Here is a 12,830-nt window from a genome sequence, read left to right as displayed (position 1 = left end):
GGCTACCTCACGCCCCACGAAACACGCCTGCGCTACCAGCAGGGACAGGCCCTCGCGGCATAACGGAAACGTGTCCATGATCACGGGGAAACTTCACGGAAGACCCCACCACCCAGCTCCGCATCGGCCTGCACGTCGACAACTTCGACCGGCTCCCGTACACACGGCGCCATGAGGGACGCCGACGCCTCTGCCTCAACCTCGGCCCCGGCACGCGCTATTACTTTCCCCGTCCTGTTTGCGCTCAGCGCACCGAACTTGGTCCGGCCAGGCGGTGGGGGACTACGGCGCTGTGTCCACCGGGATGTGTGTTTGCGTCGCGCGGCCGGCCTGTTCGGCGAGGATCTGGTGCAACACGGCTATCGCCGCGACCGGGCCGTCCTCGCTCACGTTGCGGCGCACCCCGGAGCTGCAACTCGGCACGTGGCACGTGCCATTGGGGCGCCAGAGCGTGTCGCAGCGCGAAATCTTGACCGCCTTCCTGATGACGGTCTGCTGGTGCTCGTTACGGACAGCGCGACCCCAGCCCTGCGCTCATACCGGCTGGCGTCCTGACCGCCCGAGAAGCTGTCGGACTCATCTGCTGCGGCGCGCAATATAGGCCACGATCGCCGGTTAGCCAAACCGGCGATCGTCGCGACCATTGAGGAGTTCGCATTCGGCTGCGCTTGGCGGTGGAGCTGTAGCGGACGCAGTGGATCGAGTCGTGTTTGGGAGAACCGCCCGTCCTCTGCTGCCCAGATGAGCATGGTGCCCGGCGCTGAGCCGCAAGGGCGCCTCAGCGGATGGAGAGTGACGTAATGGGGTTTCGATCGAACGGTCCCGCCGCGCCGTCTGGCGCACCGAGACCGACTACGACGCCAAGATCCTTTGCCTGAAGCCGAGGAGAAGCCAGGCATGAAGGTGTACGTCTACCGAGTGGACTCAGACGGAAACAAGACGCTGGTACGAGAGAAGAACTGATAGCAAACGCCCCCCGGCCACCCAGGCCGGGGCCTTATTTCATGCTCAGAACTGCTGAACAAACTGGTCCTCGCGGATGGCCAGGCGCTCTTTCACGTCGTCAGGGATGAGGAGTTCGCCAACCGTCTCCTGTACCTCTTCACCGTCGCTGTTGGTCTGCGCCACGCGCCTGATGGAGAACCTGATTCCTGCCCGCAGAAGATCATTGGTCATTTCCTCGACCCCCCCGGTTTCCCACTGCTCCTTGTAGGTCCGCCCTCCGTGTGTCAGGACCCACCGGTCCTTGGCGCTGTCAGGGTCGATGCCGGCCATCTCGGTCATGAGCGAGTTGAATGTCTTCTCTGCTGTCTCCTGCACGAAGCCACCCACGGCGAACTTGCCTCCGGGGGCCAATTCCGTCATGTAATGAGCGAGGCCAGCCTCAACCTCCCGCAGCCTCTTCCGTACGCTCTCACCACGGGCGTACTCCCGGTACTCAACGGGTTGGTCACCCAGCTCCTCGAGAACCGTCTCGACAAGAGCACCGTATATCTGCTCAGGGTTCTCCCCGGCGCTCTTGCACACCCGACAGCGGAGGTAGAAGTATTTAATCCCCTTGGTGAGGCTGGTGCGCTTCGTGTAGTTGCCGCCGCAGGTGTGGCAAACGATGACGCCGAGGAACTGTGTGGAGCCTCTAGTCCACGGCCTTGAGTTCACACGCCGAGCAGCTTGCGCGTCCAACACCTTCTGCAGCTGCTCCCACTCCTCTTGGGGGGAGATTGGAGGTCCAACGATGAGCGGCTTGCCGTTCGTGCCCAACACGATCTGAGATCGCTTGTTCCTGTCCGGGTTGGGGTTCATCTCGGTCCGCACGCCCATGAGGGCGGGGTTCCGGAGGATGATCCGCAGGGAAGTTCCGTGCCAGAGACCTCCGTTCGGGCCGGGTATGCCTGCACGGTTGAGGACCATGCACAGGCGGTAGACCGATGAGGGCCTCTCCCGGAGCAATGCGTTAATCACGTGGCGCAGGATCTTGTACCGCTCGGGGTGAAAGACAAGCGTGTTCTTGCTGTCCGTCATCCGCTCCGTCTTGTAGCCGTAGACCGGAGCACCGACGAGCCACGTTTCCTGAGTCTTGGCGTACTGCCAGAGGGAAGAGACCCGGATGCCGATGTTGGCTGCTTCGATCTCCGCCATACCGGCAATGAGAGAGACCATGATCTTCCCGACCTGGCTGGACAGGTCTATGGGGTCATTGAGGGACTTGAGATTCTTGTGGAGCCTTTGGCACCACTCAATGACTACCTGGAGATCCAAAATCCGCCGTACGAATCGGTCGAGCTTCCAGAAGTAGAGCACGTCAAACTCTGGGGATCGGTTGTTGAGCCAATCTCCAAGAGACTTGCGCTTCCACGGCGGAACCTTGGTTGCAGACACATTCAGGTCCCGGGCCACTCCGACGACACGAACCCTGTCGTGATTCGCTTCACGCCATAGATCGAGTTCCTGCCGAATGGGGGAGGTGGTGTCGTCCGTGAGAATAGACAGACGGACAGAGAGCAGAGCTCTCGGGGCTTCCTCGGGGAGGGACGCATTGATTCTCTGGAGCTCTTCAAGTTCCGCCAATTCAGCGGCACTCCACGTGACGCCCACGATCGGAGGCGTCGTCAGCTCGGTAGTCATGGCCAGAGGCTAGCAGGTTGTGCCAAGGAGTAGAGCTTCCCGCAGCTCTACTGGAACATCGGCTTTCCCGCGGCCGACTACGCGAAGCTGGTGCGCTGGTGGGACGGTGTCGTACGCGGGACAGGCGTCGACCTCTACATCGGCGAGGCTCTCCACAAGGCCGGAGACCGGGCGCAGCCCGCCGCCTGGCAGGACCCGGCCGAGCTGTCCAGGCATCTCGACCTCTGCGCGAGGTACCCGGAGGTGAAGGGAAATATTTACTTCGCGGCGAAGGAGGTCGCCAGCGATCCCCTGGGGGCAATGACCATGATTGCTGAGCGCTACCGGCGAAAGGGATAATGGTGCACACCTACGAGGTGATGGCTGCGGTTCTGGCCAAGCTTCAACAGGAGGAGTGCGAGGCGGCCCTACCCTCCGCACCTTCGTGGTCGATGCGCACGAGGATCATCGTGCGCGCTCCGTGAACCAGTCGGCCGGGCCCTTGGCGGTGTCGATCGGGCTTCGGGTGATCTGCACGAGTGATCGTCCGATGGCAGCTCGCCACGCACATGCGCACCGACCTCCCGCTCGACGAGGCGCGACGCTGACCAGGTCGGACGCGCCGTCGTCCGGTGGGTCGACCGGTACGACACCGCACGCCTGTACTCCGCCCCCCCACTACGTCCCACCCGGAGGATTCGAGGCCCACCCCGATCCCGGGCGGCCACGAACACCGCCTGAAACCGAAGAAACCGGCCGCCACGAAACGCAGAGCCGCGTGCTCCAGTCGCCGTCGTCAGAGGTAGTCGGTGTGGACGCCGGGGGCGAACTGCCGGACTGCGGCGACGATCCGGCTGCGCTGAAGCTCCTCCGTCATCTTCAGCGGGACGGGAATCGTGAGCAGTATGCGGTCGGGCTCCTTGGGCACCAGGCCCGACTGAGGGATCGGGAGGGGCATGCCCTGCTTCACCTGGACGTGGATGGCGAAGTTGAACCCGGCTTCCCCCTGGGTCTTGCTGAGGGCGGAGACATCGCGCCACGGGATCACCTGCGTCCTGGAGCCCGTGCCGACCTTGTCCGCGCTGCGGACGCTGATGCCTTCGGCGTCGAAAGTAACGGTGTATCCGTAGGCGGTGGGGCCGTTCACGATCCTGGCCACACAGAAGAAGGGAGCGACGGACGCCGCGACGGCGATCACGAACATCGCGGGGTCCTCCGGGCCGTTGCCGCTCCAGACGAGGTACGCAATCCAACCACAGAACCCCGCCGGCAGCAGCCATCCCACGGCGGCCGCCAAGCGACGGCCGACGGGCAGGATGATCTCCAGAGAGGCGGGTGCCCGCCCGGTGCCGTCCGGATGCGGTGCGGTGCCGGCCCCGGTGGTCGCCTCGTCCAGGAGGGTCTCGGGTGCGAAGTGCCGTACGGCGTCCAGGACCACACGTGCCACCGCGCGGGGGTCGGAGGACGCCGGCCGGGCCAGCGCTCCGGCCGGTTCGACGCCGACGACGCGATTCGGCAGGCCCTGGTACAGGGTCGGTCCCAGTACGGGGTCATGTACCGCGCCGGCCGGCAAGGGCGCGTTGTCGAACAGCGCGAGACGCAGCGTGGCGATGCGCCCGTCGCCCGCGGTTGCTTCGAGAGCGGCGATGTCCTCCCACGGGATGCGGTCCCTCTTCGTGCCGCGCAGCGAGACTCTGGTGATCGTCACGTCCGTGGTGTCCAGCCGGACGGTGCTCCGGGTGTGCGTCAGCAGGGCCGCGATGAGCGGCAGAAGACAAAGCGGTGGCACCAGCAGGAGCCAGGCGAATCCCGTCAGCTCGTCGTTGCTGTCGAGGAGGAACAGAGGCAGGCTCAACACGCAGCAAACAGCGAGCGTGAAGAGCAGCATGGGCAGTCGGACTGTCCAGGGCACGCCGAAGGTCACCGCACGCAGTGCGGTGGTGCGTGCGGGCGGCTGGGTGGGCGGTTCCGCCGGGGCCCGGCGAGCCTGGACTGTGGCGGGCGCGGTCGGGGCGACCCCCGGCGACGGCGCGGTATCGGCCTCAAACGAGGTGTGCGGTGGCACCTGCGAGCCCGGGTCGCCGGCCGCCGATGCCAGCGCCCTCAGCAACTGTGCCGCCGTCGGTCTGCCCTCCGGATCCTTCGCGAGGCACTCGGCGACCAGGGGGCGCAAGGAGCCCGGCACAGCGGCCAGGTCGGGCTCGTCGTGAACCGCTCGATACATCAGCCCCATGTGGCTGCCCTCGCCGAAAGCCCGGCCGCCGGCGGCGTGGACCAGCACCGCGCCGAGCGCGAAGATGTCGCACGCGGGTCCGATCGTGCCGCCCTCGATCTGTTCGGGCGCGAGGAACCCCGGCGTGCCGATGACCAGGTTCGTGCTGGTCAGCCGGGTCTCATTGAGTGCCCGCGCGATACCGAAGTCGAGGACCCGCGGACCGTCGTCGGACATGATGATGTTGGACGGCTTCAGGTCGCGGTGCACCAGGTCGCATCGGTGGATGGTGAGCAGCGCCTCCGCCAGAGCGGCTCCCAGTGCCCGTAATTCCGCGCCGTCCATCGGCCCGTTTTCGACGATCACTCCGTCCAGGGTTCGCCCCGGTACATACGCGGTGACCATCCACGGCGGATCGGCGTCCGGGTCTGCATCGACGACCTGTGCGGTGTGGAAGCCGCCGACACGCCGTGCCGCCACCACCTCGCTGCGGAACCGCGAGCGGAATCCGGGATCGGCCGCGAGCTCCGGCCGTGCGATTTTGACGGCGACCAGGCGTCCGCCCGGGGACCGGCCCTGGTAGACCCGGCCCATCCCTCCTTCTCCGAGCCTGGCCGTCAGCTCATAGTCGCCGACGGCCCTTGGATCGTCAGGACCGAGCGCCTGCATGGTCAATCCCCCACCCGCCATGTTCTTCGCTCGATGCCCCGCCTGGCAGGCCCGGTCGGGCGCGCAGCAGGGCTGTAGGCGTGAGCGTTGAAAACGCCTCTGCCCCCGGAGCCCATGGTGCCCCATCGCTCACCCGTTCGGGGAGTATGGCGGCGATCCGATCGGCGCGATGACCAGAGTGGTGGCGGACCACTACCGGGTACGGGCGCCCGCCGGGGTGAAGTAGCCGTGCTTGCCGGACGGTGTGCCGGACGCGCGGGGGCGAGCGGTCAGTCGGCGGTCCGCTGGGTGACCGCGATGCAGACGAGCACCGCCACGGCCGCGATCGGGGCGGCGGCCGTGAGGTGCTCGCCGAGCAGGAGTACCGACCAGACCAGAGTGATGACCGGCTGGGCCAGTTGAAGCTGACTGGCCTTCGCGATACCGATCAGGGCCATGCCCCGGTACCAGACGTACAGGCCGAAGAAGGTCGAGCCCGCCGCCACCCATACGAGCCCGATCACACCGTGGGCCGTGAGCCGGACCGGTTCGAAGGAGAGGGCCACCGCGGCGCCCGCCACCGAGAGCGGCAGACAGCCGATCAGGGCCCAGCCGATCACCTGCCAGCCGGGCATGGTCCGGGCCAGCCGGCCGCCTTCCGTATAGCCCGCCGCGCACACCAGCAGCGCGCCGAAGAGATACAGATCGCCGGTGGAGAGTGCGCCGCCGCTCTGCTGGACGGCGAAGGCGATCACGACCGCGGCGCCGGCGAGAGCGGCCAGCCAGAAGGTACGGGAGGGACGGCGGCCGGTACGGACGGCGGCGAAGGCGGCCGTGGTCAGCGGCAGCAGCCCGACCACCACCGCCGCGTGCGACGTGCTGGAGCTCTCCAGCGCCAGCGTCGTCAGCAGCGGAAAGCCCACCACGACCCCGCCGCCGACCACCACCAGCCCGCCCCAGTGGCGGCGCTCCGGGACCGGGACGCGCAGAGCCAGCAGAAAACCGGCCGCGATCAGCGCGGCCAGTGCGCCGCGGACGGCGACGAGGGACCAGGGACCGAAACTCTCCAGGCCCCACACGGTGGACGGGAAGGTGAGCGAGAAGGCGACGACGCCGAGCGCGGCGAGGAGAGTGCCGCCGCTGACCGTTATCGAAGGAGCTGGAGTAGCGCTATCCTGTGCTGTCATGCATGAGCGTAGCAGCGTGGGAGAGCTGGCGAATTCTCTGCGACGCGAGCTGGACCGCTATCCACCAGGTGGAAAGCTGCCATCGAGTCGAGCGCTGGTCGAGCGTTATCGAGTCTCGCCGGTGACCGTCTCGCGCGCCCTCGCCCGGCTCAGCGCGGAAGGGCTCCTTGTCACGCGTCCTGGCGCCGGCGCCTTCCGCGCGCGGGCCAGGCCGGAGCCCGCGCCGGCCGGCGACACCTCCTGGCAGGAGGTCAGCCTCAGCGCCGACGCGGCCACCGAACCCGTACCGCGCGCCGTCGACGCCTCCGGCGTCCTGGTCACGCTCGCGGCGCCGCCACCCGGCGTCATCGAATTCAACGGCGGCTATCTGCACCCGTCGCTCCAGCCGGAACAGGCGATGGCGGCGGCCCTGGCACGGGCGGGCCGCCGGCCGGGCGCCTGGGGCAGGCCGCCCACCGACGGCCTGCCCGAGCTGCGCGAATGGTTCGCCCGAGGGATCGGGGACGGCTGCACGGCCGCCGAGGTCCTTGTCACGGCCGGCGGCCAGAACGCGCTGGCCACCGCGCTGCGGGCGCTCGCTCCGCCCGGCGCGCCCGTTCTTGTCGAATCGCCCACCTATCCGGGGATGCTGGCCATCGCCCGCGCCGCCGGGATACGGCCGGTTCCCGTGCCGGTGGACTCCGACGGCGTCCGGCCCGACCTGCTCGAAGCCGCCTTCCGGGCGACCGGCGCACGGGTCTTCGTCTGCCAGCCGCTCTTTCAGAACCCGACCGGCGCCGTGCTCTCCGCGGCCCGCCGGCCGGAGGTACTGCGCATCGCCCGCGCCGCCGGGGCCTTTGTCGTCGAGGACGACTTCGCGCGGCGGATGGTGCACGAGGACGCGGGCCCGTTGCTCCCGCCGCTCGCCGCCGACCATCCGGACGGTGTCGTCGTCCATGTCTGCTCGCTCACCAAACCGACCTCACCGAGCCTGCGCGTCGGCGGGCTCGTGGCACGCGGTCCGGTGCTTGAGCGGCTCCGTGCCATCCAGGTCGTCGACTCCTTCTTCGTGCCGCGTCCCTTGCAGGAGGCAGCCCTGGAACTGGTCGGCTCCGCCGCCTGGAACCGCCATCTGCGCTCCGTCTCCGCCGCGCTGAAGTCCCGCAGGGACATCCTGGTCACCGCGGTGCGCACCGAACTGCCCGAGCTGTCCGTCCCGCACATCCCGGCCGGCGGCTACCACCTCTGGGCCCGTCTCCCGGACGGCACCGACGAGGCCGCCGTCGTCTCCGCCGCACTGCGCGCGGGTGTCGCGGTCGCGCCCGGCCGCCCGTACTTCAGCGCGGAGCCGCCCGCCGCCCATCTGCGGCTGAGCTTCGCGGCCGTGGCGGGTCCGGCGGAGATCACCGAGGGTGTGCGGCGGCTCCGTACGGCGTGCGACGAGGTGCTCGGCCGGGCCGGCGGCTGAAACGCGCCACGGCGGCCGGCGGCCCCGCGGCCGGCGAACGTGGCCGCCCGCGGGAGCGCGGGCCGGACCGCTTTGCCAACCGTTTCACCGGCGGCCGCCGGGCACCTCTTGACCCGCTGGGCTTTCGGATCCACGATCTCGGCCATGAGTGTTCGGGTCACGTTGGTCGCCGCCGCGCGCAGCTCGGACCTGTTCGACGAGCGCTTCGACGACGACCGTCCCCTCGACCAGGCCGGCTGGCACGAGATGCAGCTTGTCGCCCACGCCCTGATTCCACTGTCCGCCGCCGACATCCGCTACTGCTCGCCGACGCTGCGCAGCCGCACCACCGGCGATGCCCTGGGCTTCGCGCCGCTCGTCCAGCCGGCCCTGCGCGACTGCGACATGGGCCGCTGGCGCGGTTTCACCCTCGCCGAGGTCGCGGCCCGCGAACCGGCCGCCGTCGACGCCTGGCTGGCCGATCCGCGCTCCGCCCCGCACGGCGGCGAGCCCCTGCTGGCCTTCATCTCCCGCATAGGAGGCTGGCTGGACACCCGTCCCGCCCAGGACATCAACGCCATCGTCGCGGTCGCCGAACCGGCCGTCGTACGAGCGGCACTGGTCTACGCGCTGAAGGCGCCGCCCCGGACGTACTGGTACGTGGATGTCCGCCCGCTGTCGGCCCTCACCCTGACCGGCGGCCCAGGCCACTGGACGCTGCTCCTCGGCGCGGGCGCCTGAACCGCTTTGTTCCGTACGTGGCGCCCGCGCCACGACCGGACATGCGCCGGGATCCGCCACACGGCTATCTGTTCCGGCTGGTCAGGCGCAGCGAGGTCTCCCAGAGCCGCTCCGCGTTCGCCGGATCGAGGGCATAGGGGGCCACGCCCTGGTAGTCCCCGGAGCGACGGCTGACCGTCGGCGCTTCGGCGCAGTCGTTGAAGTAGCGGCCGCCGATGCCGTCCAGCGCCGGGGCCGTGGCCAGCAGCACGGAGGTCGCGGCGCCCTGCTGGGTGGTCTTCCGGAGCTCCGGCGGAGTGGCCAGACGGTTGCCGACATGGCGCTGCAGATTGGTGGCGATGGCACCGGGGTTGAGGGCGTTGGCGGTGATGCCGTCCGCCGCCCAGCGGCGCGTTGCCTCCACGGCGAAGAGGATGTTGGCCGTCTTGGACTGGCCGTACGCCGCCCACGGCTCGTACGGACGGAAGGCGAAGTGCGGATCGTCGAAGATCACCGGCGACAGCAGATGCGCCGACGAACTCACCGAGACGACGCGCGCGCCACGCGCCGCGGCCAGCGCCGGATACAGCCCGGTCGCCAGCGCGAAGTGGCCGAGGTGGTTGGTGGCGAACTGGAGCTCCCACCCGTCCGAGGTGTGCTCTTCCGGAGAGGCCATGATCCCGGCGTTGTTGACCAGGATGTGCAGTGGTCCGCTCCAGGCGGCGGTGAACGCCTCGACCGACGCGAGGTCGGACAGGTCCAGCGGAGCGACCCGTACGGCCTTTCCGGTGGTCGAGGTGATGTCGGCGGCGGTCTTCTCTCCGGCCTCCGCGTTACGTACCGCGAGCGTGACCTCGGCGCCCGCCGCCGCCAGGGACCTGGCCGTCTCGACGCCGATCCCCGAGGCTCCGCCCGTGACGACGGCACGCCGGCCGGACAGATCGATACCGGCGGCCACCTCGTCCGCGGTGGACGTGAATCCGAACTGGGTGGTGACAAGTGACATGGACCGGACTTCCTTACTCGCTGCGTGTCTGCTTCGTACTCGTGAGCTCTCAGCGCTCCTGTCCTTCACTGTGCGGGCGGCGCCGGGCGGCAGCCAGCGCCCCCGTGATCCTGGGAGTGCCAGGACCAGGCTCGGTGTGCCCGTCGCGCCCGCCGGGGATGACGGGACAGCCCTTAGCGTGGAGCCATGGTCACCAGTACTCACCTCGGCGCATACCTGCGGGCCCGGCGCGAACTCGTGCGTCCCGAGGACGTGGGTCTGCCGGGCGGCGGTCGCCGACGCGTACCCGGCCTGCGGCGCGAGGAGCTGGCGCTGCTCGCCGGGATCAGCGCCGACTACTACCTCCGCCTCGAACAGGGCCGGGACCAGCATCCCTCCGCGCAGGTCGTCGACGCGCTGGCCGGCGCGCTCATGCTGGACGACGATGCCACCGCGCATCTGCACCGGCTCGCGCGGCCCGCGCCGCGTCGCCGTGCCGGCCGCCCGTGCGCGGAACGCGCGCTGCCCGGTATCCGGCAGCTCGTGATGAGCTGGACCGACACCCCGGCCTTTGTCCAGGGCCGCTATACGGATGTCCTCGCCGCCAATCCCATGGCCACCGCGCTGGGGCCGTACGCGCAGGGTGTGAACCTGCTGCGCGCCACTTTCCTCGATCCGCGGGTACGTGAGCTGCACCGGGACTGGGAGTACGCGGCGCCGGCCGTCGTCGCGTCGCTGCGTGCCGTGGCCACGTCCGACTCCGACGACCCGCGGCTGACGGAACTCGTCACGGAACTGTCCGCGCGCAGCGAGGAGTTCCGGCGGCTCTGGGCCCGTCATGACGTCAGGCCGCGCACCAGCGGCATCAGCAGGATGAACCATCCGCGCGTGGGGCCGCTGGAACTCAACTTCGAGAAACTGAGCATCAACGGTACGGACGGACAGCTCCTGGTCGTCTACCACGCCGAGCCGGGCAGTCCGGCCGCCCAGAGCCTGGCCCTGCTCTCCACGATCGCCGCCGGGCGGTCGGCCTGAGCGCGGTCGGCGCAGGCCCTGGACAGACGCGGACATGATCTCGGTCAGGCCGTACCGAGTGTCTCCAGGATCTGCTCGCCGTACTTCGCCAGCTTGTTCTCGCCGACACCGGTCACCGTGCCCAGGTCCGCCAGGGTCGACGGCGCCAGGATCGCGATCTGGCGCAGCGTCGCGTCATGGAAGATGACATACGCGGGCACGCCCTGCTCCTTCGCCGTGGCGGCCCGCCAGGCGCGCAGCGTCTCGAAGACCGGCACGGCCTCCGCCGGCAGATCGACCGGCGCGGAACGCTGCTTGGCCGTCTTCTCCGCCCGGGCCGGCGCGGCCGTCTTCTCCGTCTCGCGCCGCAGCACCACCGGACGCCGTCCGCCCAGCACCTCGCCGCTGCCTTCGGTGAGGACCAGTGTCCCGTAATCGCCCTCGACGGCGATCAGGCCCTGCGCCAGCAGTTGCCGGGCCACGCTGCGCCACTCTGCCTCGCGCAGCTCCGTACCGATGCCGAAGACGCTGAGCGCGTCATGGTCGAACTGGATCACCTTGGCCGTCTTCCTGCCCAGCAGAATGTCGGTGATCTGGCCCGCGCCGAACTTCTGATTGCGCTCGCGTTTCAGCCTGACCACGGTCGACAGCAGCTTCTGCGCGGGCACCGTGCCGTCCCAGGACTCCGCCGGTGTCAGACAGGTGTCGCAGTTGCCGCACGCGGTGCTTTCCTGGCCGAAGTACGCCAGCAGCTCGACGCGGCGGCATTCGACGGTCTCGCACAGCGCGAGCATGGCGTCGACATGAGCGCTCAGCCGCCGCCGGTGCGCGTCGTCGCCCTCCGAGGTGTCGATCATCTTCCGCTGCTGGACGACATCCTGGAGCCCGTACGCCAGCCAGGCCGTGGACGGCAGCCCGTCCCGTCCGGCGCGTCCCGTTTCCTGGTAGTAGCCCTCGACGGACTTCGGCAGGTCGAGATGGGCGACGAAGCGTACGTCCGGCTTGTCGATGCCCATGCCGAACGCGATCGTCGCGACCATCACCATCCCGTCCTCCCGCAGGAAGCGCGACTGGTTCGTGGCTCGCGTACGGGCGTCGAGCCCCGCGTGGTAAGGCAGCGCGTCGACTCCGTTCTTGACCAGGAATTCGGCGGTCTTCTCCACGGACGCGCGGGAGAGGCAGTAGACGATGCCCGCGTCGCCGGGGTGCTCGGCGCGCAGCAGTTGCAGCAACTGCCGCTTCGGGTCGTTCTTCGGCGCGATGCGGTACTGGATGTTGGGACGGTCGAAGCTCGCCACGAAATGCCGGGCGTCCTGGAGCTTGAGCCGGGACGCGATCTCCGAGTGCGTGGCCTCGGTGGCGGTCGCGGTCAGCGCGATCCGCGGTACATCGGGCCAGCGCTCGTGCAGTGCGGAGAGCGCGAGATAGTCGGGGCGGAAGTCGTGGCCCCACTGGGCCACGCAGTGTGCCTCGTCGATGGCGAACAGCGAGATGGTGCCGCGCTCCAGCAGCCGTACGGTCGCCTCGACACGCAGCCGCTCCGGCGCCAGATACAGCAGATCCAGCTCACCGGAGAGGAACTCGGCCTCCACCAGGCGCCGTTCGTCGAGATCCTGTGAGGAGTTGAGAAAGCCCGCGCGCACACCGAGTGCCCTCAACGCGTCGACCTGGTCCTGCATGAGCGCGATGAGCGGCGACACGACAACGCCGACGCCCTTCCGTACCAGCGCGGGGATCTGGTAGCAGAGGGACTTGCCACCGCCTGTCGGCATGAGCACCAGCGCGTCACCGCCGGCCACCACATGCTCGATGATCTCCTGTTGGCTGCCGCGGAAGGAGTCGTATCCGAAGACGCGGTGCAGTACCCGCAGCGCGTCGCTGGTCTCGGGGCCGGGGCCGGAGTCGGGATCGGGAGCGCTCATCCGCCGATTCTACGAGTCTCCAGGAGCGCCGTTCAGGATCATCCGGAATCCGGTACCGGCCAGCGGCCGTGCGTCCCAACCGAGCCGGCGAGCCCGTGGAGAGATGGTGCGG

Annotated in this window: 8 protein-coding genes and 1 pseudogene; 4 read left to right on the top strand and 5 right to left on the bottom strand. The window is 69.1% G+C overall.

The features are described 5' to 3' along the window. Positions 1-1,008: 1,008 nt before the first annotated feature. Positions 1,009-2,625 (bottom strand): recombinase family protein, encoded by a 1,617-nt coding sequence (locus tag PV679_RS18965; protein ID WP_319681485.1) that lies wholly within the window; start codon positions 2,623-2,625, stop codon positions 1,009-1,011. A 39-nt stretch (positions 2,626-2,664) separates the two neighbouring features. Here PV679_RS18965 and PV679_RS18960 point away from each other — a divergent pair. After that, positions 2,665-2,964 (top strand): annotated as a pseudogene (locus PV679_RS18960) (hypothetical protein); the annotation flags it as partial. Between the two features lie 436 nt (positions 2,965-3,400). Here the strand turns inward: PV679_RS18960 and PV679_RS18955 are convergent. Then, positions 3,401-5,485: a serine/threonine-protein kinase gene (locus PV679_RS18955; RefSeq protein WP_319681484.1), complete on the bottom strand. Its 2,085-nt coding sequence runs from the start codon at positions 5,483-5,485 to the stop codon at positions 3,401-3,403. A gap of 269 nt (positions 5,486-5,754) precedes the next feature. Next, positions 5,755-6,651 carry a DMT family transporter gene (locus PV679_RS18950; protein WP_319681483.1) on the bottom strand — a complete coding sequence of 299 codons (897 nt, stop codon included), beginning with the start codon at positions 6,649-6,651 and terminating at the stop codon, positions 5,755-5,757. Here PV679_RS18950 and PV679_RS18945 point away from each other — a divergent pair. Further along, a complete protein-coding gene (locus PV679_RS18945; RefSeq protein ID WP_319681482.1) occupies positions 6,650-8,098 on the top strand; it encodes a PLP-dependent aminotransferase family protein in 1,449 nt (482 codons plus the stop codon). The two genes, PV679_RS18950 and PV679_RS18945, sit on opposite strands and share 2 nt — an antisense overlap. Before the next feature lie 144 nt (positions 8,099-8,242). Then, the gene (locus PV679_RS18940; RefSeq protein ID WP_319681481.1) at positions 8,243-8,818 is read left to right on the top strand and encodes a histidine phosphatase family protein; all 576 of its coding nucleotides are present in this window, start codon (positions 8,243-8,245) and stop codon (positions 8,816-8,818) included. 64 nt (positions 8,819-8,882) lie between these two features. Here PV679_RS18940 and PV679_RS18935 read toward each other — a convergent pair whose 3' ends face one another. Further along, on the bottom strand, positions 8,883-9,803 hold the full coding sequence (locus PV679_RS18935; protein ID WP_319681480.1) for an SDR family NAD(P)-dependent oxidoreductase: 921 nt from the start codon (positions 9,801-9,803) through the stop codon (positions 8,883-8,885). A gap of 186 nt (positions 9,804-9,989) precedes the next feature. On the opposite strand from PV679_RS18935, the gene PV679_RS18930 reads away from it, so the two are divergent. After that, positions 9,990-10,817 (top strand): helix-turn-helix transcriptional regulator, encoded by an 828-nt coding sequence (locus PV679_RS18930; protein ID WP_319681479.1) that lies wholly within the window; start codon positions 9,990-9,992, stop codon positions 10,815-10,817. Positions 10,818-10,861: 44 nt separating this feature from the next. Here the strand turns inward: PV679_RS18930 and recQ are convergent, their stop codons facing one another. Beyond that, positions 10,862-12,718 carry a DNA helicase RecQ gene (gene recQ / locus PV679_RS18925; RefSeq protein ID WP_319681478.1) on the bottom strand — a complete coding sequence of 619 codons (1,857 nt, stop codon included), beginning with the start codon at positions 12,716-12,718 and terminating at the stop codon, positions 10,862-10,864. Between the last annotated feature and the right edge of the window lie 112 nt (positions 12,719-12,830).

Origin of the sequence: Streptomyces sp. AK02-01A, assembly GCF_033795305.1 — a bacterium.
In the GTDB taxonomy this organism is placed as follows: Bacteria; Actinomycetota; Actinomycetes; order Streptomycetales; family Streptomycetaceae; genus Streptomyces.
Note: the sequence above shows the minus strand (reverse complement) of the source record. Positions and strands in the feature narration are given on the sequence as shown.

Coding starts and splice junctions, on each gene's coding strand:
- recQ (WP_319681478.1), bottom strand. CDS start 12,718: ATGAGCGCTCCCGATCCCGACTCCGGCCCCGGCCCCGAGACCAGCGAC.
- PV679_RS18940 (WP_319681481.1), top strand. CDS start 8,243: ATGAGTGTTCGGGTCACGTTGGTCGCCGCCGCGCGCAGCTCGGACCTG.
- PV679_RS18930 (WP_319681479.1), top strand. CDS start 9,990: ATGGTCACCAGTACTCACCTCGGCGCATACCTGCGGGCCCGGCGCGAA.
- PV679_RS18950 (WP_319681483.1), bottom strand. CDS start 6,651: ATGACAGCACAGGATAGCGCTACTCCAGCTCCTTCGATAACGGTCAGC.
- PV679_RS18945 (WP_319681482.1), top strand. CDS start 6,650: ATGCATGAGCGTAGCAGCGTGGGAGAGCTGGCGAATTCTCTGCGACGC.
- PV679_RS18965 (WP_319681485.1), bottom strand. CDS start 2,625: ATGACTACCGAGCTGACGACGCCTCCGATCGTGGGCGTCACGTGGAGT.
- PV679_RS18935 (WP_319681480.1), bottom strand. CDS start 9,803: ATGTCACTTGTCACCACCCAGTTCGGATTCACGTCCACCGCGGACGAG.
- PV679_RS18955 (WP_319681484.1), bottom strand. CDS start 5,485: ATGCAGGCGCTCGGTCCTGACGATCCAAGGGCCGTCGGCGACTATGAG.